We start from the raw sequence: 17,522 nt of genomic DNA, 5'->3' as shown, positions 1-17,522 counted from the left end.
GATTCCTGCCATCCCCCGGGCAGCCGGCAATGTCGGAACCCCCGCGTAGGTTTCACAGTGTCGGAACCAACGGAGGAAACCATGTTCGCTGTATACGCCGCCGAACAGCAGTACCACCACGACACCTGGACGAGGGACCGCGAGCAGCGAGTCCTGGCCGCGATCCGCGAGCGGAGGCTCGCCGCCCTCGCACCGCAGCCCGCGACCCACGTCGTCGCCGCCACGGCGCGCCCGCAGCGCGCGGTGTGGGCCCGGCCGATCGGACTGCACGCGGCGAAGGAGCACCCCGCCGCCTGCGCCGTCGCCTAGGCAGCCGTCACGGGGCGCCGGGTCCGGCCGCGACCGGCTGACCTCGGCCCCTTGCGCGGCCGGCTGGTGAGCTGACGCGCGCCGCATGCGCGGCCGGCTGGCCGCTGGCTTCGGTCGCGTTCGCCGCCGCTAGGCAGCCGGTCACGGGGCGCTCGGGTCGGGCCGGGGCGGGCTGACCCGCGCCGCCTGCTGGGCCGCTCGATCGCGTGCGACGGCATCGCTCATCAATTGACCGCCGCTGCGCAGCAGCGCGCGACGCCACGGCAACGTGCCCTCGATCTCGATCTGGATGGAGATCGAGAGGATCGTGCGGATCAGGACGATCAGTCCCAGGATCGCGGCGTCCTCGAGCGACGGCTTCGACGTGATGGTGCGGATCAGGTCCGCCGCCACGAGCACCTCGAGACCCAGCAGGATCGCGGCGCCGAGCGTGGTCCGCAACGTCGTGAACGCGGCCTGGCCGCCCTCATGCCGCGCGAGCGAACGGGCTCCCAGCACGAGGGCGACGACGAAGCCGACGATCATGGCGGCGGCGCCGATCGCCTCGAATCCGACGGCGACGGCGGTGAACACGGCCTCCATGTGCACGCGCTCAGCCTAGGGCCGTCCGGGCCCCCATCGCCGCCGGAATCGCGGACGGATCTCAGGCCGAGTCGTCTCGCCCCGGCTGGGTCGGGCTGTCGGCGTCGCCGGTCGAGACCTGACGCGCCAGCTCCTGCACGTCGGCGTCGGGCAGATCGATGCCCGACTGGTCCAGGCGCTGGCGCAGGACCTCGGCGATGCGCTCGAGCGGCTCGGTGCCGACGTCCTGACGCGTCTGCGCCACGATGCCGGTGACCTTCTCGAGGTCGGACGCGTTGTTCTGGGCCATGGCGGGCAGCCGCTGCTCCTGCTCGGTGCCGAGGGCGCCGGGCGTCTGCTGCGCCTCGCTCGCGGTCATGGTGTCGCGGCCCTCGTCGTGGCCGTGATGGTCGGCGCCGTCGTCCAGGACCCCGATCCCCACGGCCTCGTGGCTGGGTTCACCGCTGCGGGCTCCTTCAGAAGGCCCCGTGGCGGCCGCTCCCTGGGCCGGCGGTGCGGGCGAGTGCGCGCCGGGGACCTCGGAGGCTGACGACGTCGCGCCGTCCTGCGTCGGCGACCCGGCGCCCGCGCCGTCCTGCGTCGGCGACCCGGCACCCCCGCCCTCCTCCGTCGGCGACGGCGCTGCCGTGCCGCCCTGCTCGGGCGCCTCGGTCCAGGTGCCCGCGGGCTCCGCGTCCTCGGCGGGCTCGCCCATCGTCGGCGCCGCCGCCGGCTGCTCGGCACGAGCCGGCTCGCCGGCACCCGGGGTGTCGGTCGCGCCATCGGCGTCGTTCCGGTCGGGGTAGTTGACCCCGGGCTGCTCGTACTCGTTGCCTGTCGTGCTCATCAGGGCTCTTCCCCTCGCTCGCTGTCGCTCACCATGTCGGGATCGGCGCCGCGCCGGGCCGCCTCACCCTCGACCGGGTCGTCCGGCTGCAGCGCGGCATCCGTCAGCAGTTCCGATTCCTCGGCAGTCGCGGCGCTGCGCTCGCGGGACTCCTGGTCGTCCACCGCTTCCCAGCCCCCGGCGGGGGCAGCGTTGATGACGCCCTCGGGGAGGTCCGGGTCGGTCGACCTCTCGCGATCCATGGCGTGCTCCTCTCGTCAGTCTCCAGCCTCCGGTACCGCCGCTTCCGGCGACATGGGCTTGACAAGGACGACGGTCGATGCCGTGGAGGGGCAGGCGTCAGGGACGCGGATTCAGGATGCCGCGGCGCGAGGGGTTGGCGTCGAACCAGTCAGCGACGTACCAGCACACCGGCACGACCTTGCGGTCGCCGGTCTGCTCGAGCTCGTCGACGGCACGCTCGACCAGTTCACCGGCGTAGCCGTGGCCGCGGAAGGTCGGGACGGTGTACGCACGCGTCATGGCCACCGTGCGGCCGTCGTCGCGGTAGTCCAGCACGCTGACGAGGTCGTCACCCCGGTGCAGCGTGTAGCGCGAGGCATCCGTCTCTTTGGTGAAGCGCAGCTCGGTCACGCGGACAGGCTACGCCCGCCCTCCCCCACGAGGGCCTAGCGGAGTGGATGTCGCGGCGATCGCTCAGGCTTCGGGCAACGGGGCAGGAGGCGCCTCGAGCAGTTCGACGCGCAGCAGCCGGAACTCGTGCCGCCGCAGGATCGCCAGCACGACCCGCCGCCCGCGGCCGAACGCCCGGCGTCCGCGATCGGAGGGGTAGGGCTCGACCGCGAGAATCCGGTACCAGCGCCGCCGATGCAGCACCTCGCCGCCGCCGGCGACGATATTGCGGTACCAGTTCACGTCGGGGCCGTACGTCAGCTCGGCCACCAGCGCGTCATCGGTCTCGCCGAGCACCAAGGGCGTCTCGAACGTCGTCCCGCTCCTGCGCCCGACGTGCCGCACGAGCGAGAAGCCTCCCTTGCCCGCTCGCGCGAGGTCGAGCGTCCACGGATTGAGGCGGCGCTGGATGAAGCCCAGCCACCAGCTCTTCAGACGGCCGGAACGATGTGCGGACGACGCAGTCACATGACTTAGTCAACCGCGCGGACGCCGGGGCGGGGATTCCGACCCCGGAGATTGAGCAATCTGTCACATTCCGAAACGATCACGCCCCAGAAGCCGTGCGATTTGACGTTTTCCGACAAAGTCGGTAATAATCGGGCTCATGACTGACAACGCGCTGTATCTGTCCGCCCGGGAGGCGAACAGGACTGCCGGCATGATGATGGCCGGCCGCATTGTCATGTGTTGTCGAATGTGCCACTAGCACGGTGACCCCGCCGGACTCCTCCTCCGCTTCTGAACACGGATCGTAAGGAGTCCCCCGAAGCACCGGTTTCGTGCGTCGATCACGCGCACCCGGATCCGCTTCGCACACCGCCCAACGTCGGGCACAGGCCACTACCGGCCTACGGCCTCCTCGCCTCCGACGACAGGGCCGCAGCACATCATCAACCCGGCTCCGCCTCCCGGGTTCCTCCCGCAAGGACCATCACCATGTCGACCACCGCTCTCCTCGACCGTCCCGCCACCGCCCCCGTCCGTCACCTCCGTGCCGTGAACCACCCGGCCGCCGTCGAGACGCCCGCCGCCCCGGCTCCCGAGCCGGCGCAGGCCCGCGCTCTTCCGGCCGGCACCGCCCCGCGCGGGTTCGCCCTCTACGTCGGCCTCGACGAGGCGAAGGCCGCCGCGTCCGGCGTCAACCTCGGTGTCCTCGTCGACGCGCTGCGCCGCACGATCGCCGAGCTGGCGCCCTCCGCCGAGACCTACGCGACCGTCGCACTGGCCCCCGTCGGCTCCGGCGGTCGCGACGTCGACGTGGTGCGTCTGGCGCTCCACGAGCCCTCTGCTGTCGCCCGCACCAAGAACGAGGAACCCGAGGACGAAGAGCCGGCTTCGGGCGGCGTCGTCGTCGACATCTCGCGCAAGCGCGTGCTCATCGACGGCGAGTCGGCCGCGTTCACGTTCAAGGAGTTCGAGCTGTTGCAGTACCTCGTGCTGCGCGAGGGCCGCACGATCGAGCGCACCGAGCTCGTGACCTCGCTCTGGCAGGGCGCCACCGACGAGGACGCTCCCGGCGAGCGCACGATCGACGTGCACGTCCGTCGCCTGCGCGCCAAGCTCGGCCGCTACGAGGACATCGTGCGCACCGTCCGCGGCGTGGGCTACCGGTTCGACCGCCACGCCGACGTCGTCATCCGCTACGGCCACGGCACCCCGTCGCCCGACCGCTTCTGACGCATCGCGGCGTCGCACCTGCGCGCAGCCGCTGATCCTCACCGCTCACCTGTCGCGACGAGCCGCACCCGGTGACGCTGCGCGACAGGCGAGCGGGGACACGGATGCCGCGACCATGCGCCGGCGGGAATGTCCGAGGCCGAGGCGTAGGGTGGGCGGCATGACCACCTCGCTCTCGCGCATCCCTCGCGTGAGGGACGCCGAGCGCTTCGCTCCGCGAGCGGCGACGGGTCGCGATCCCCGGCCGGAGCCTGGCCGGCCCCTCGAGACGGAGTACCGCCCCCGGCATCCGCTCGACCTCCGTCGCACCGTGCTCTTCCAGCGACGCGGCGCCGGCGATCCGACGATGGCGGTCGCGGGCGCAGTCATCTGGCGCGCGAGCCGCACGCCGGCCGGGGTGGCCACACTCGCGATCCGCGAGACGCACCCCGGCGTGATCCGGGGCGCCGCCTGGGGTCCGGGCCGCGAGTGGGCGCTCGCGCAGCTGCCGGCGCTGTGCGGTGCGGACGACGATGCCTCCGAGTTCGAGGCGGGGCGGCATCCGCTCATCGCCGACGCGCACCATCGCAACCCCGGTCTGCGGCTGTCGCGCACCGGCCTCGTCTTCGACGCGCTCGCCTGCGCGATCTTCGAGCAGAAGGTCACGGGCACGCAGGCCTTCGCCGCGTGGCGGCGCATCGTCACGTGGTGCGGCGAGCGCGCGCCCGGCCCCACGCCGTCGCCCATGTTCGCGCCCCCCACGATCGACGGCTGGCAGCACGTGCCGTCGTGGGTGTGGCATCGCGCCGGGCTCGAGCCGCCGCAGTCGAAGTCCGTCGTGCGCGCGGCCCGCTGCGGCGACGCGATCGTGCGGGCGGTCCTCGCTGCGGAAGACGGCGAGGCCGTCGACCGGGTGCTGGTGAGCCAGCACGGCATCGGCCCGTGGACCTCTGCCGAGACGCGCATCCGGGCGCTCGGCGACCCCGACGCCGTGAGCGTCGGGGACTACCACCTCGCACACGAGGTCGGTCACGCGCTCGCCGGGCATCGCACCGATGACGACGGGATGCTGCGCCTGCTGGCCGCCTGGCCGGGCCACCGTCAGCGGGTGATCCGGCTCATCGGCGCGAGCGGCGTGCGCGAGGCCCGGCGCGGCCCGCGGCTGCACCCCGAGGACCACCGCGACCGCTGATCGCCGTCTGCGGCGCACGCCGCGGACAGGTGGCCCGGGTGCGTTGCGGAGGTCGTCACGCAGGCACCTTGTCGATGTCGGAGGGGGCGACGACACTGGGGAGCGCCACGCGGCCGGGCGCGGCATCCACCCCCTCTCTCAGGAGTTCGACATGCCCAGCCTCAACCCGTACCTGTCCTTCCGGAGCGAAGCCCGGGAAGCCATGACCTTCTACCAGAGCGTGTTCGGCGGCGAGCTCGACATCTCGACCTTCGGGCAGTTCGAGGGCATGGTGCAGGATCCCGCCGAAAACGACCTCGTGATGCATTCGCAGCTGACCAGCCCCGACGGATTCGTGCTGATGGGGGCCGACACCCCGACCGGCATGGACTATCAGAAGCCGGCCGGCATCTCGGTCTCGATCAGCGGCGACGACGAGCCATCGCTGCAGGGGTTCTGGGACCGGCTCGCCGACGGCGGCACCATCACCATGCCCTTCGACACACCGCCCTGGGGCGGGAAGTTCGGCATGCTCACCGACCGTTTCGGCATCGACTGGATGGTCGCGGTCAACGCACCGCAGTCCTGACCGGTGACCGGGCCGCGGCGGAGGGCCGTGGCCCGGTCACCGGCGAGGGTCGGGTCGAGAACGGTGCGGTCAGGCGTACTCGCTGTCGTCGATCGTGGACGGCGCGGCCCCGAGCCCTTCGACCTCGACCCAGAGGTCCTCCGGGATCGGCGTGGCGGCGAGTTCGTCGAGCTGCGCCAACCGGGTCGCGGTCGAGATGCCGACCACAGTGGAGTCGATCAGCGGCGAGCGCAGCGAGTAGTGCAGGGCGACGGCGGGGAGCGTCACACCGAACGACGCGCAGACGCGCTCGAGCCGCGAGACCCACTCCTGGAGCTCCGGGGTGGCCGGGCGGTAGCCGTACATCGCGCCCTCGCGCGCGCCGGTCGCGAGGATCCCTGCGCCGAAGGGGGCCGCGTTGAACACCGTCATGCCGCGCGCTCGGGCGTCGGCGAAGACCGGCGCCGCGGAGCTGTCGACGACGGTGAAGCGGTTGTGCACCAGCACCGCGTCGAAGACGCCGGTGCCGACGTAGCGCGCCATCATCGGCACGGGTCCGGCGGCGACGCCGATGGCGTCCACGCGGCCCGACTCCCGCAGCTCGATGAGGCCCTCCACGGCGCCGCCGGCGGCCATCGCCTCGTCGAACGTCACGGTGTACGGATCGTGGAGATGCAGCAGGGGAAGGCGGTCCACGCCGAGCCGCGTCGTCGTCTCGTCGAACGAGCGCAGCACCCGATCGCGGTCGAAGGCACCCGTCTCGGGGTCGCAGTCGACCTTCGAGATGACACGGGTTGCGGCTTCCTCCCCCGCTCGCGCGATCGCGCGCCCCAGGACCGCCTCGGAGCGTCCCGCGGCGTAGTTGTTCGAGGTGTCGACGAACGCGTGCGTGCTCGCGAACAGCTGCAGGGCGAAGGCGACGGCGGCGTCCTCCTCCGGCGAACCGGGGATGGTGTCACGGCCGAGGCCGGAGGTGCCGAGAGTGAGCGGGCTGACGTTCAGGGTCATGGTGTCCGTTCCGTAGGCGGTCTCTCTCCAACCTACCGACTGCCTCGGGCACGAGGGCTGCCCGCGCACACGAGGACGGCCCTAGGCTTTCTGCATGACCACGACACGGAAGGGCTGGACGCGCGGCCACTCGGGCTGGGTGCTCGGCACCGCGCTCATGTTCACCCTCGGCATCGTCTTCGGCCTCATCTGGGGCAACGTGCTGCTCGGGGTCGTGCTCGCCGCTGCCGTGTCGATCGGCTGGCTGATGGCGTACGAGTCGTGGCGCGGCCGCAACGTCGGCCTCGAGAATCGCGACGACGACGGCGCCCAGCTCTAGCCCCACCCGCGCGCGAGCCGCTCGCCGCGCAGGTGGGCGCCCGCGCGGCGGGCCGCCGGCATCCGCGCGCCTGCGCTCTACCCCTGAGGCGTCCCGCGTCGTATCGTGAGCCTCAGGAGGTGGTCCGCATGCATGCGAACGTCGGCGACCGCGTGATCATCCACGGGCGCGTCGTCGGGGCCGTCGAACGCGCCGGCGAGGTCATCGAAGTCCGCGGGAACGGAGACAATCCGCTGCTGGTCGTCCGCTACGACGACGGCCACGAGGCGATCCTGTCGCCGGGGAGCGACTGCGAAGTCCGCCACGCCTCCTGAGCTGCTGTTCGGGCTGTCACACGCGCGCTGCCGACGCTCGGTCCCCGCACCGGCGGCGCCGCCGGGCACAGAATCGGAAGATTTTCTCGACACGCCGGAAGCGGTATCCGTCAACCGACGTGTCGCGCAAAACCTCCGACGTGATGCGCGCCCGGTTGCCTCGCGCCTCCGCGCGCGCCCGTGACCCTATCAGTCTGCACCGCGTTGTTGGTTAGGCTAACCTAACTCCCATGCACAAGAGAACGCGCCTGCTCCTGCCCGCCGCTGCTCTGAGCGTCACCGCTCTCGCCCTCACCGCGTGCGCCACGCCGGCCGCGACCGACGACGCTGCGCAGGCGGCCGAGACCTCGACCACCGTCGTCGTCGAGAACGCCAAGCCCACGCTGGTGCTCGTCGAGGAGGACGGCGAGTCCTCGTACCAGGAAGACACCGAGGTCGCCCGCGATTCCGTCGAGGTCGCCGCCGATCCGGAGTCGGTCGTCACCTTCGACATCGCCACGCTCGACACCCTGCACGCCATCGGCGCCGGCGACGCCGTCGTCGGCATCCCCGACGTCGTGCTGCCCGACTACCTCTCGGAGTACGCCGACCTGCCGAAGGTCGGCACGCTGTTCGAGCCCGACTTCGAGGCCGTCGCCGAGCTCGAGCCCGAGCTCATCGTGACCGCCGCGCGCAGCACCGGACAGTACGACGAGCTGTCCGAGATCGCCACCACGATCGATCTGACCGGCGCCTACGCCGGCACCTTCGACCCCAGCGCGGGTCTGGAGCGCGCCGCACAGCTGGGTGAGATCTTCGGCAAGGAGGACGAGGTCGCCGAGCTCACCGCAGACATCGAAGAGCTCGTCTCGGCCATCGAGTCCGAGGCCGACGGCACTGCACTCGTGCTGTCGGTGTCGGGCGGCGAGTACGGCGCGTTCGGCGAGGGCTCGCGCTTCGGCTACTTCTTCGACGAGCTCGGCTGGACGCCCGCCGTCGCTGCGGCCGACCTGCCCGGCGCCGAGGGCTCGCCGCACGGCGACACCGTGACCAACGAGTTCATCCTCACCGCGAACCCTGACTGGATCTTCGCGTTCGACCGGGGCGCCGCCGTCGGCGAGGGATCGACTGCCGACGAGGCCCTCGACAACGAGCTCGTCGCCCAGACCGCCGCGGCGCAGGACGAGCACATCGTCGCCCTCCCCGCGAGCGAGCTCTACATCGTGATCAACGGGCTCACCGCCATCGAGAACGTGCTCACCACGGTCCACGAGGCCGTCGCCGCCTGAGCAGCTCCATGACGCACGACCTCCGAGTGGGGAGCGCCGAATCCTGACCCGCCTCTCGCCCACCACGTGGATCGTCGCGGGGGTGGCCACCGTGGCCGCCCTCGCGACGATCTCGCTGTTCATCGGCGTTGCCGAGCTCGACGCCTTCATCCTGTTCGCGAGCCGCATCCCGCGCACGGTCGCGCTCGTGCTCGCCGGTGCCGCCTTCGCGATCACCGGCCTCATCATGCAGCTGCTCGTGCGCAACCGGTTCGTCGAGCCCGGCACGACGGGAGCGACGGATGCCGCGAGCCTGGCCCTGCTGGCCGTGCTGATGTCGGTCCCGGGCCTGCCGCTCTGGGCCAAGGCCGTCTTCGCCGCGGCCGGCGCGCTGGTCGGCGTCTTCGGCTTCCTGGCGCTCGCACGGCGGATCCCGTCGCGGTCGAGCGTGCTCGTGCCGATCGTCGGCATCCTCTACGGCGGCGTCATCGGCGCCGTCACGATGTTCATCGCCTACCGCAGCGAGCTGCTGCAGGAGCTCCTCAGCTGGAGCGTCGGCGACTTCTCGGGCATCCTCCGCGGGCGCTACGAGATCCTCTACCTCGCGGCCGCCGCCGCCCTCATCGCGTGGATCGCGGCCGACCGCTTCACAGTCGCAGGGCTCGGCGACGACGCCGCCCGCGGCCTCGGCCTCGACACCCGTGCCGTGATGGGCATCGGCGTCACGATCATCGCGGTGGTCACCGGCATCCTCATGGTCGTGACCGGCACCCTCCCGTTCCTCGGGCTCATCGCGCCGAACATCGTCAGCCGGCTGATCGGCGACAACATGCGCCGCGCGGTGCCGCTCGTGGCCCTGCTCGGCGCCGCGATCGTGCTCCTCTGCGACATCATCGGCAGGGTGGTGCGCTTCCCGTTCGAGCTGCCCATCTCGATCGTGATGGGCGTGCTCGGCGGCATCGTGTTCCTGTGGCTGCTGCTCGGCACCGCGCGCCCCTCCGCGTCCGCCGCACCGCCACGGCGCCGCCGCGCACCCGCCGGTCGGGCGGTGGCGCGATGACGGCGACCTTCCTCGACGGCGCGCGCCGTGCCACGCGGACGCTCCGGCACCCGAGCGGCGCGCTCGTGGCGCTCACCGCCCTTGCGCTGGCGATCGTGCTGCTCTTCCTGTTCACCGACCTGCCCGGCAAGTGGGAGTACGCGCTCGGTCTCCGCTCGCGCACAGTGGCCGGCATGGTCATCGCCGCCGCGGCAGTCGGGGCGGCGACAGTGCTCTTCCAGACGATCACCGCCAACCGCATCCTCACGCCCGGCATCATGGGCTTCGACGCGGTCTTCCTCGCGATCCAGACCCTGGTGGCGTTCGCGATCGGCCCGGCGCTGCTGGTGTCGGCTCCGCCGCTCGCCTCCTGGCTCGTGGAGCTCGTGCTCATGGCGGGTTCGGTCGTGCTGCTGTACTGGTGGCTCTTCCAGCGGCGGCGGCTCGACCTCCACGTGATCGTGCTCGCCGGGCTCGTGCTCGGGGTGCTGTTCCGGTCGGTCACCGCGTTCCTCCAGCGCCTGCTCGACCCCGACACGTTCGCGATCCTCCAGAACCTCACCTTCGCGAGCTTCACCGCGGTCGATCGCGAGCTGCTGATCCCCACCGGCATCCTCGTCGCCGTCGCGCTCGCCTCACTCTGGCCGGTGCGCCGCGAGCTCGACGTGCTGTCGCTCGGCGAGAGCGCCGCCATCTCGCTCGGCGTGAACCACCGCCGCGTCGTGATGCACGTCGTGGTGGTCATCGCGGCGACGGTCGCGGCATCCACCGCCCTCGTCGGCCCGGTGACGTTCTTCGGGCTGATCGTCGCGAATCTCGCCTACGGTGCCGCCGGCCACCGGCACCTGCGCAGCATCCCCGCCGCGATCAGCATCGGCGTGATCGCGCTCGTCGGCGGCCAGCTGATCCTCGCCCGCGTCCTCGGCTTCGGCACGGAGCTGCCGATCGTCATCGAGTTCGTCGGCGGGCTGTTCTTCATCGTCCTCGTTCTCACCGGAAGGGCCCGCTGATGATCCTCACCGATTCGGTCGTCAAGCGTCATGGCGCTCTCGTCGCCGTCGACGACGTGTCGATCCAGCTCCGTCCCGGCGTCACGGCCATCATCGGGCCCAACGGCGCCGGCAAGTCGACCCTTCTCGCGGCGATCGGCCGGCTCGTCGGCACCGACGACGGCCGGATCTCGGTCGACGGCCTCGACGTCGCGACGACGAAGACCCGCGACCTGGCCCGGCGCCTCGCGATCCTCCGCCAGGACAACCACCTCGCGATCCGGCTGAGCGTCGACGACCTCGTGGCGTACGGACGCTTCCCGCACGGCGGCTCGGGCCGCACCCGCGACGACCGGGCGCACGTCGACCGCGCGATCGAGCTGCTCGACCTCGACGCCGTGCGGGACCGGTTCCTCGACGAGCTGTCGGGCGGACAGCGCCAGCGCGCCTTCGTGGCCATGGCCCTGGCACAGGACACCGATCACCTGCTGCTGGACGAGCCCCTCAACAATCTCGACCCTCGCCACGGCGTCGCGCTCATGAAGCTCGTGCGCCGGCTCGCCGACGAGCGACGGATGACGGTGGTCGTGGTGCTGCACGACATCAACGTCGCGGCCCAGTACGCCGACGACATCGTGGCCATGCGCGAGGGACGCGTCGTGCACCACGGTCCGGTGAGCGAGGTCGTGACGGAAGAGCGGCTCGCCGCCCTCTACGACACCCCCGCACGCGTCGCCGAGATCGACGGCCGCCCCATCGTGCTGTGGGAATGACCCGGCAGAATTCACCAGAAGGAGAACCCATGACCTCGACCACGACCTTCACCCTGGAACCCACCGGCCTCGAGCTGCGCTTCCGTCGCGTGACGCTCGCCGCGCGCGAGTGGCTGACGCGCTCGTACGTGCGCGTGCGACTGGAGGGCTCCGACCTCGCGGGCTTCACTTCACTCGGGGCGGACGACCACCTGCGCATCTTCTTCCCCGACGGCGACCCGCAGACCGTCGAGGAGCTGCGCGCTTCGCCCAGCCGGGAGTACACGCCGCTCGCGTGGGGCGAGGACTGGCTCGAGCTCGAGTTCGCGATCCACGGTGACCCCGCGGCGGGGACCGCGGGCGTCGCGGCGGCGTGGGCCGCGACCGCGCCCCTTGGCGCACTCGCCGGCATCGGCGGCCCGCGGGGCTCGAAGGTGCTGACCGGCCGCCCCGACGCGTGGCTGCTGGCCGGCGACGAGACGGCCGTGCCCGCGATGCGCCGCTTCGCTCAGGCGATGGACTCCGACGCCGTCGGACGCATCGTCGTGGAGGTGACGGATGCCGCGCACGAGCTCGCGATCGACGCCCCGTCGGGCGTCGTGGTCGAGCACCTGCACCGGGGCGACGCCCCCAGCGACTCCGCGCTCGCGACGCGGCTCGATGCCCTGGGCGCACACGACCGGCCGGAGGGTTCGGTGTTCGGGTTCGTCGCGGCCGAGCAGTCGATCGTGAAGCCGGGCCGGGCGCTCCTCCTCGACCGCTGGGGTCTGGACGCCGACCAGGTCACCGTGAAGGGCTACTGGAAGCGCGGCGAGACCGAGTACCACGCCCCGCACTGACGCCGGACGCGTGTCGGCGGAGATCCCCGCTCGCAGAGGCCCTTCGACAGGCTCAGGGACCGGCTGCTGCTCGCCCAGTCGCCCGCACAGAATCGGAGGGTTTTCCCGACACGCCGGCAGCGGCATCCGCCTGCCGGCGTGTCGTGGAGAACTTCCGACGCTGTGCGCGCCTCCGCGCCTGCCCGTGCGCGGCCGGTCCGGCGTGCGCCGGCGCTCAGCCGAGCAGCTCGGGCCGCTGGAACTCTTCGCCGCGCACGTGCTCGGCGAGGAACGCGAACACCGTCTCGTACCAGATCACCGCGTGCTGAGGCTTCAGCACCCAGTGGTTCTCGTCGGGGAAGTACAGGAAGCGGTGCGGCATCCGTCCCTCCTCGTCGGCGTGGTGCTCGGCGAGCTCGGACCACAGCCGGAGCCCTTCGCCGATCGGCACGCGGTAGTCCTTGTCGCCGTGGATGACGAGGAGCGGCGTGCGGATGTCGGCGACGAACCGGTGCGGCGAGTGCTCGAGCATGGCCTCGGGCGTGAAGATGCGCTGCCAGTACTCGGAGCTGTCGGTGGTGCCCGAGAACTGGTCGAGCGCCCACAGGCTGGCGTGCGTCACGATCGCCTGGAAGCGGTCGGTGTGCCCGGCGACCCAGTTCGCCATGTAGCCGCCGAACGACCCGCCCATCGCGGCGGTGCGGGTCTGGTCGATGTCGTCGCGCGCCTCGGCCGCGTCGGTGATCGCCAGCAGGTCGGTGTAGGGCTTGGCGCCCCAGCTGTTCCAGCCGCGCGCGATGAAGTCCAGGCCGTAGCCCGTCGACAGGGCGGGGTCGGGCAGCAGCACGGCGTAGCCGCGCGCGACAGCGAGGAGTGGCGCCCAGCGCCAGCTCCACGCGTTCCAGCTGTTGAGCGGACCGCCGTGGATCCACAGCAGCAGCGGGGCCGGGGTGTCCGCCGACGCGCCCTCGGGCAGCAGCAGCCAGCCGCGCACGCGCGCGCCGTCGTCAGCGGTGGTCTCGACCTCGGTGATGCTGCCGGGCGCGACCGGTGCGGCGGCTGGGGTCGCGAGCGGCGTGACGCCGCCGCCACGCGCGATGCGGACCGGGTGCGGCGGCACGACCCACGACGAGCGCAGCGCCACGAGGTCGCCGGTGGCACGATCGACCCGCACATTCGAGTAGGAGAAGTCGTCGTCGGTGAGGCGCTCGGCCGCGCCGCCGTCCAGCGGCAGACGGAAGACCGGACCGCGGCCGTTCTCGTCGGCTGTCGCGATCAGAGCGGTGTCATCGGCGGCGAACGACAGCGACGACGCCCAGTGATCCCAGTCGGCAACAATGCGGCGCGGCGCCGAGCCGTCCACTCCCGCGACCCACACCTCGTAGTCCGTGGGAGCGGCCGGGGTGCTCTTGACAGTGCGGAGGTACGCGATCCGCGACCCGTCCCGGCTCACGGCGGGCATCTCGAAGTCCACGCCGACCTCATCGAAGAGGGTGGTGCGCTCGCGGGTCGCGGTGTCGACGGCGACGATGACGCGGCGGCCGGCGCGCTGCTCACGCCTGTCGAGCGAGACCACGAGCGTCGATCCGTCGGGCGTGAGCGCGCCCTCGGCGTGGTCGGCGGCGCGGCCCGGCTTCGGCGTGAGGTCGCGGGGGCGGGGAAGAGTCGCAGGGTAGGGCTTGTCTTCGGTGGCGGATGCCGGTGCCTCGGCGTCCGCGGCATCCGTCAGCGCTTCGGCGGCCTCCTCGCGCGCAGCCGCGGCCTCGGCGACGACCGCGGCGATCGAGTCCTCGAGGTCGCCGAGGTCGAGCGCGAAGAGGTGCGGCTCGGCGGGACCGAGGTCGTGGTCCCAGTAGCGCACGGGGTAGGTGTCGTGGAGGATCGCCGAGACCTTCTTCTCCTTGCGCTTCGCGCGCAGCGACGCCTCGGACTCGAGGGTGTCGGCGCCGGGCAGCAGCGAGGCGGCGATGACGACTCGATCGGAGGCGTCGGCCGTCGCGGTGATGCCGTCGACGCCGCCGGCGAGCCGCGTCACAGGACGCGCCTCACCTCCGGCCGCGGGCAGCAGCCACAGCTGGCCCGACTCGTCGTCGGCGTCGGACTCGGCGTCGGGGCGGCCCGAGACGAACAGGAGGTCGCCGCTCGCCGTGAACGCGGCGCCCGCCTCGCCCTTGGCCGACCTCGTCAGCCGGCGCGGCGTGCCGCCGCCGGCCGCCGGCACCGCCCACAGCGCCCGCTCGTAGCCGGTGCCGTCCTTCTTCAGAGCGGCGACCGTGAGCACGGCCGTCGTTCCATCGGGCGAGAGGGCGAGGCCCTCCACCCGGGGAAGTGCGATGTAGTCGGTGAGCGAGTCGAAGGGGGTGGGGTGGGATGGGGTCGCCATGCGCTCCACGCTAACCGACCGCTCTCAGGCCGCGGAACGCCTGATCGTCAGGCCCACTGCGTGAGCTTGTCGGGGTTGCGCATCACGTAGACGTCGCTGATCCCGTCGCCGCTCACGCGCAGGGAGAAGACGGCGCTCGGTCGCCCGTCGAGCGTGACGAGGAAACCCAGGCCGTCGGGGGTCTCGACGGGAGAGAGCACGGCATCCGGTTCCAGGCGCGGCAGCCCGAGCAGGAACCGTGCGACGCGGTCGGCGCCCTGCACCGGGCGGCGTGCGGCGGAGACACGCCCGCCGCCGTCGGAGCGGAGCACGACGTCGGGGTCGAGCACCGACACGAGTGCGTCGAAGTCGCCCGTCGATGCCGCCGAGGCGAAGGCGCGCGCGACCGCGTCGTGCTGCGCGCGCGTGGCTGCGCCCGCGCGGTGCTCGCGCACCCGGCGTCGCGCCTGCGAGGCGAGCTGCCGCACGGCCTCAGGACTGCGTCCCACGGTGTCGGCGATCTCACCGAACGGCACCGCGAACACGTCGTGGAGGACGAACGCCACCCGCTCGGCGGGCGTGAGCGACTCCAGCATCACCAGCAGCGCCATCGACACCGAATCGTCGAGGGTCACCCGGTCGATCGGATCGACCGGCGCCGCGGCGGCGAGCGGCGAGTCGCCCGGCACCGGCTCGGGCAGCCACTCGCCGACGTAGCGCTCACGCCGAGCGCGCGCCGAGCCCAGCATGTCGAGGCACACGCGGCCCGCGACGCGGGTGAGCCACCCACCCGGGTTGCGGATCGCGGCCCGCTCGGCGTCCGACAGGCGGTACCACCGCACGTAGGTCTCCTGCACCGCGTCCTCGGCGTCGGCCACGGTGCCGAGCATGCGGTAGCAGAGGCCGAGCAGGGAACGCCGCTCGCTCTCGACGTCGTCGATGGGCGGCATCCGGTGCTCCTTCTCGCTTCTCCGGCCTCGCGGCGCGATCTCGCACTCACATTCTGGCGCGCTGCGTCGTCGATGATGCGAAGGCTCCCGCATCGTGCGGGACAAGAGGAGTCATGTCATGAGGATCGCGGTCGCCGGAGGCACGGGCGTCGTCGGACACCACGTCGTGGAGTCGCTGCGCGAGAAGGGGCACGAAGCGGTCGTGCTGAGTCGCGGCACGGGCGTCGACCTGACCACGGGCGCGGGGCTCGACGCCGCCCTGGCGGGCGTCGACGCGATCGTCGACACCGCGAACGTCTCGACGCTGTCGGCGGACGCCGCCACGCGGTTCTTCGAGACGGCGACGGGAAACCTGGTCGCGGCGGGCGAGCGCGCGGGCGTGCGGCACCTGGTGCTGCTCTCGATCGTGGGGATCGACCGGATTCCGCACGACTACTACGCCGGCAAACTCGCCCAGGAGCGCGTGGTCGAGGCCGCGGCCGTGCCCTGGACGATCCTGCGCGCCACGCAGTTCCACGAGTTCGCGGGGCAGCTCTTCGGACAGGCGAAGCTGGGGCCGCTGCACGTCGCGCCGCGCGCACGCGTGCAGCCGATCGCGGCGCGCGAGGTCGGCGCGCACCTGGCGGACCTCGCCGCGGGCTCGCCGCAGGGGCGGGCGGCCGACCTCGGCGGCCCGCGGGAGGAGCGGCTCGACGAGATGGTGAAGGCGTACGCGCGGCGCATCGGCCATCGCGGCTGGATCCCCTCGGTCAGTCTTCCCGGCGCACAGATGAAGGGCCTGCGCGCCGGCTACGCGCTGCCGGCGGACGACGCCCTGCTCGGCACCGAGACGTTCGCGGAGTGGCTCGGCCGACAGGGCTGAGCCCGCGTATCAGCCCGGCGGCGCCGGCCTCCTCCGCCTCGGAGGCGGTCCGCATCGCCTTCGAGAGCGGCTCGGGCGCGCACTCTCCCCCGATCGGGTCCGGGCCGCTCATTCCGTCGCCCGGGCGACGTGAGTCGCACGGGCGACTACGCTGACGACGTCTCCGCCCCCGGACCGAGGAGGACCCGTGAGACTCGCCGTCGCCGGCGGCACCGGCATGACCGGTGTCCACGTCACCGAGCTCGCGCGCCGGCGCGGGCACGAGGTGGTCGTGCTGTCGCGGCGCACCGGCGTGGAGCTGCTGAGCGGTGCAGGCCTCGCGGGGGCACTGGACGGCGTCGACGCCGTCGTCGACGTGACCAACGTCACCACGGCCAAGCCCGACGTCTCCGTGCTCTTCTTCGCGGGCGCGACCAAGAGCCTGCTGTCGGCGGAGCGGACGGCCGGCGTGCCGCACCATGTGGTGCTCACCATCGTGGGCGCCGAGGCCGCGCCCGACGGCTACTACGCCGGCAAGCTCGTGCAGGAGAGGCTCGTCGCCGAGGGCGACGTGCCGTGGACGATCCTGCGCACCACGCAGTTCCACGAGTTCGCGGCGATGATGTTCCACCGCACGCACGCCGGGGCCCACGTCGCCCCCGCGGGCCGGGTGCAGCCGGTGGCCGTGCGCGAGGTCGCCGCGCACCTCGTCGGTCTGGCCGAGCAGGAGCCCGCCGGGCGCGCGCCAGAGCTCGGCGGACCGCGTGAGGAGAGCCTGGCAGACATGGTGCAGCGCTACGCCCACGCGATCGGCCACCGCGGGCCGCTCCCCGTCGTCCACACGCCGGGCACGCTCGGCCGCGCCTTCCGCTCGGGCGCGCTGCTGCCGGGCCCCGGGGCGCTCCGCGGCACGCAGACCTTCGACGAGTGGCTGGACGCCCTCCCCGACGCGTAGCGGGCGGATGCCGTAACCCGGCGCGGGCCGCAGCCCGGCATCCCGCCCCCGCTCGGCCCGCGCCCCGGACCGCCGAGACACAGTGTTCCCGCCGAAACCGAGGGCCCCGTCACCTGTCTCGACCGAAACACCGTGGTTCGG

Annotated in this window: 21 protein-coding genes; 13 read left to right on the top strand and 8 right to left on the bottom strand. The window is 72.5% G+C overall.

Annotated elements, in window-relative coordinates; all coding sequences use genetic code 11:
- Positions 1-81 precede the first annotated feature (81 nt).
- Positions 82-309, top strand: coding sequence for a hypothetical protein (locus tag IM770_RS05565; RefSeq protein ID WP_203580143.1), 228 nt, complete (start codon positions 82-84; stop codon positions 307-309).
- A gap of 141 nt (positions 310-450) precedes the next feature.
- Here the strand turns inward: IM770_RS05565 and IM770_RS05560 are convergent, their stop codons facing one another.
- The 5 genes from IM770_RS05560 to IM770_RS05540 all read right to left on the bottom strand — a co-directional run bounded on the left by IM770_RS05560 (position 451) and on the right by IM770_RS05540 (position 2,857).
- Positions 451-891 carry a DUF1622 domain-containing protein gene (locus IM770_RS05560; protein ID WP_203580391.1) on the bottom strand — a complete coding sequence of 147 codons (441 nt, stop codon included), beginning with the start codon at positions 889-891 and terminating at the stop codon, positions 451-453.
- 61 nt (positions 892-952) lie between these two features.
- A complete protein-coding gene (locus tag IM770_RS05555; protein ID WP_203580142.1) occupies positions 953-1,717 on the bottom strand; it encodes a hypothetical protein in 765 nt (254 codons plus the stop codon).
- Positions 1,717-1,959 carry a hypothetical protein gene (locus IM770_RS05550; protein ID WP_203580141.1) on the bottom strand — a complete coding sequence of 81 codons (243 nt, stop codon included), beginning with the start codon at positions 1,957-1,959 and terminating at the stop codon, positions 1,717-1,719. The genes IM770_RS05555 and IM770_RS05550 overlap by 1 nt, the downstream gene beginning before the upstream one ends.
- 97 nt (positions 1,960-2,056) lie before the next feature.
- On the bottom strand, positions 2,057-2,350 hold the full coding sequence (locus tag IM770_RS05545) for a GNAT family N-acetyltransferase (protein WP_203580140.1): 294 nt from the start codon (positions 2,348-2,350) through the stop codon (positions 2,057-2,059).
- A gap of 63 nt (positions 2,351-2,413) precedes the next feature.
- Entirely contained in the window at positions 2,414-2,857 is a 444-nt protein-coding gene (locus IM770_RS05540; RefSeq protein ID WP_203580139.1) for a PNPOx family protein, read from the bottom strand.
- 471 nt (positions 2,858-3,328) lie between these two features.
- On the opposite strand from IM770_RS05540, the gene IM770_RS05535 reads away from it, so the two are divergent.
- The 3 genes from IM770_RS05535 (at position 3,329) to IM770_RS05525 (ending at position 5,808) form a co-directional block, all read left to right on the top strand.
- On the top strand, positions 3,329-4,069 hold the full coding sequence (locus IM770_RS05535) for a winged helix-turn-helix domain-containing protein (RefSeq protein ID WP_203580138.1): 741 nt from the start codon (positions 3,329-3,331) through the stop codon (positions 4,067-4,069).
- Between the two features lie 160 nt (positions 4,070-4,229).
- Positions 4,230-5,240, top strand: coding sequence for a DNA-3-methyladenine glycosylase family protein (locus IM770_RS05530; protein WP_203580137.1), 1,011 nt, complete (start codon positions 4,230-4,232; stop codon positions 5,238-5,240).
- 151 nt (positions 5,241-5,391) lie between these two features.
- A complete protein-coding gene (locus IM770_RS05525; RefSeq protein ID WP_203580136.1) occupies positions 5,392-5,808 on the top strand; it encodes a VOC family protein in 417 nt (138 codons plus the stop codon).
- Positions 5,809-5,877: 69 nt separating this feature from the next.
- On the opposite strand, the gene IM770_RS05520 is transcribed toward IM770_RS05525, so the two are convergent.
- On the bottom strand, positions 5,878-6,795 hold the full coding sequence (locus IM770_RS05520; RefSeq protein ID WP_203580135.1) for an aldo/keto reductase: 918 nt from the start codon (positions 6,793-6,795) through the stop codon (positions 5,878-5,880).
- A 94-nt stretch (positions 6,796-6,889) separates the two neighbouring features.
- Between IM770_RS05520 and IM770_RS05515 the strand changes: the two genes are divergently transcribed.
- The 7 genes from IM770_RS05515 to IM770_RS05485 all read left to right on the top strand — a co-directional run bounded on the left by IM770_RS05515 (position 6,890) and on the right by IM770_RS05485 (position 12,294).
- The gene (locus IM770_RS05515) at positions 6,890-7,114 is read left to right on the top strand and encodes a hypothetical protein (protein ID WP_203580134.1); all 225 of its coding nucleotides are present in this window, start codon (positions 6,890-6,892) and stop codon (positions 7,112-7,114) included.
- 128 nt (positions 7,115-7,242) lie between these two features.
- Positions 7,243-7,428: a DUF1918 domain-containing protein gene (locus IM770_RS05510; RefSeq protein ID WP_203580133.1), complete on the top strand. Its 186-nt coding sequence runs from the start codon at positions 7,243-7,245 to the stop codon at positions 7,426-7,428.
- 230 nt (positions 7,429-7,658) lie between these two features.
- Positions 7,659-8,696 (top strand): siderophore ABC transporter substrate-binding protein, encoded by a 1,038-nt coding sequence (locus IM770_RS05505; RefSeq protein ID WP_203580132.1) that lies wholly within the window; start codon positions 7,659-7,661, stop codon positions 8,694-8,696.
- An 82-nt stretch (positions 8,697-8,778) separates the two neighbouring features.
- On the top strand, positions 8,779-9,735 hold the full coding sequence (locus tag IM770_RS05500; RefSeq protein ID WP_203580131.1) for an iron chelate uptake ABC transporter family permease subunit: 957 nt from the start codon (positions 8,779-8,781) through the stop codon (positions 9,733-9,735).
- Positions 9,732-10,724 carry an iron chelate uptake ABC transporter family permease subunit gene (locus IM770_RS05495; protein ID WP_203580130.1) on the top strand — a complete coding sequence of 331 codons (993 nt, stop codon included), beginning with the start codon at positions 9,732-9,734 and terminating at the stop codon, positions 10,722-10,724. Before IM770_RS05500 ends, IM770_RS05495 begins: the two co-directional genes overlap by 4 nt.
- Complete coding sequence (locus IM770_RS05490) at positions 10,724-11,476, top strand: iron ABC transporter ATP-binding protein (RefSeq protein WP_203580129.1); 753 nt, start codon at positions 10,724-10,726, stop codon at positions 11,474-11,476. Before IM770_RS05495 ends, IM770_RS05490 begins: the two co-directional genes overlap by 1 nt.
- A 29-nt stretch (positions 11,477-11,505) precedes the next feature.
- Entirely contained in the window at positions 11,506-12,294 is a 789-nt protein-coding gene (locus IM770_RS05485) for a siderophore-interacting protein (protein WP_203580128.1), read from the top strand.
- Between the two features lie 214 nt (positions 12,295-12,508).
- On the opposite strand, the gene IM770_RS05480 is transcribed toward IM770_RS05485, so the two are convergent.
- Positions 12,509-14,656: a S9 family peptidase gene (locus IM770_RS05480; protein WP_203580127.1), complete on the bottom strand. Its 2,148-nt coding sequence runs from the start codon at positions 14,654-14,656 to the stop codon at positions 12,509-12,511.
- Between the two features lie 47 nt (positions 14,657-14,703).
- A complete protein-coding gene (gene sigJ / locus IM770_RS05475; protein WP_203580126.1) occupies positions 14,704-15,585 on the bottom strand; it encodes an RNA polymerase sigma factor SigJ in 882 nt (293 codons plus the stop codon).
- A 118-nt stretch (positions 15,586-15,703) separates the two neighbouring features.
- On the opposite strand from sigJ, the gene IM770_RS05470 reads away from it, so the two are divergent.
- Entirely contained in the window at positions 15,704-16,447 is a 744-nt protein-coding gene (locus tag IM770_RS05470; RefSeq protein ID WP_203580125.1) for an SDR family oxidoreductase, read from the top strand.
- A 187-nt stretch (positions 16,448-16,634) separates the two neighbouring features.
- A complete protein-coding gene (locus IM770_RS05465) occupies positions 16,635-17,381 on the top strand; it encodes an SDR family oxidoreductase (RefSeq protein ID WP_203580124.1) in 747 nt (248 codons plus the stop codon).
- Positions 17,382-17,522 lie beyond the last annotated feature (141 nt).

This window comes from Microbacterium hibisci, from assembly GCF_015278255.1.
GTDB lineage: Bacteria > Actinomycetota > Actinomycetes > Actinomycetales > Microbacteriaceae > Microbacterium > Microbacterium hibisci.
The sequence above is the reverse complement of the archived record's forward strand: the minus strand, read 5'-3'. Positions and strand labels throughout refer to the sequence as shown.

Bases quoted from the DNA above. Each gene is read 5' to 3' on its own strand.
- IM770_RS05565 (WP_203580143.1), top strand. From the start codon at position 82: ATGTTCGCTGTATACGCCGCCGAACAGCAGTACCACCACGACACCTGG.
- IM770_RS05560 (WP_203580391.1), bottom strand. From the start codon at position 891: ATGGAGGCCGTGTTCACCGCCGTCGCCGTCGGATTCGAGGCGATCGGC.
- IM770_RS05555 (WP_203580142.1), bottom strand. From the start codon at position 1,717: ATGAGCACGACAGGCAACGAGTACGAGCAGCCCGGGGTCAACTACCCC.
- IM770_RS05550 (WP_203580141.1), bottom strand. From the start codon at position 1,959: ATGGATCGCGAGAGGTCGACCGACCCGGACCTCCCCGAGGGCGTCATC.
- IM770_RS05535 (WP_203580138.1), top strand. From the start codon at position 3,329: ATGTCGACCACCGCTCTCCTCGACCGTCCCGCCACCGCCCCCGTCCGT.
- IM770_RS05530 (WP_203580137.1), top strand. From the start codon at position 4,230: ATGACCACCTCGCTCTCGCGCATCCCTCGCGTGAGGGACGCCGAGCGC.
- IM770_RS05525 (WP_203580136.1), top strand. From the start codon at position 5,392: ATGCCCAGCCTCAACCCGTACCTGTCCTTCCGGAGCGAAGCCCGGGAA.
- IM770_RS05520 (WP_203580135.1), bottom strand. From the start codon at position 6,795: ATGACCCTGAACGTCAGCCCGCTCACTCTCGGCACCTCCGGCCTCGGC.
- IM770_RS05515 (WP_203580134.1), top strand. From the start codon at position 6,890: ATGACCACGACACGGAAGGGCTGGACGCGCGGCCACTCGGGCTGGGTG.
- IM770_RS05510 (WP_203580133.1), top strand. From the start codon at position 7,243: ATGCATGCGAACGTCGGCGACCGCGTGATCATCCACGGGCGCGTCGTC.
- IM770_RS05505 (WP_203580132.1), top strand. From the start codon at position 7,659: ATGCACAAGAGAACGCGCCTGCTCCTGCCCGCCGCTGCTCTGAGCGTC.
- IM770_RS05495 (WP_203580130.1), top strand. From the start codon at position 9,732: ATGACGGCGACCTTCCTCGACGGCGCGCGCCGTGCCACGCGGACGCTC.
- IM770_RS05490 (WP_203580129.1), top strand. From the start codon at position 10,724: ATGATCCTCACCGATTCGGTCGTCAAGCGTCATGGCGCTCTCGTCGCC.
- IM770_RS05485 (WP_203580128.1), top strand. From the start codon at position 11,506: ATGACCTCGACCACGACCTTCACCCTGGAACCCACCGGCCTCGAGCTG.
- IM770_RS05480 (WP_203580127.1), bottom strand. From the start codon at position 14,656: ATGGCGACCCCATCCCACCCCACCCCCTTCGACTCGCTCACCGACTAC.
- sigJ (WP_203580126.1), bottom strand. From the start codon at position 15,585: ATGCCGCCCATCGACGACGTCGAGAGCGAGCGGCGTTCCCTGCTCGGC.
- IM770_RS05470 (WP_203580125.1), top strand. From the start codon at position 15,704: ATGAGGATCGCGGTCGCCGGAGGCACGGGCGTCGTCGGACACCACGTC.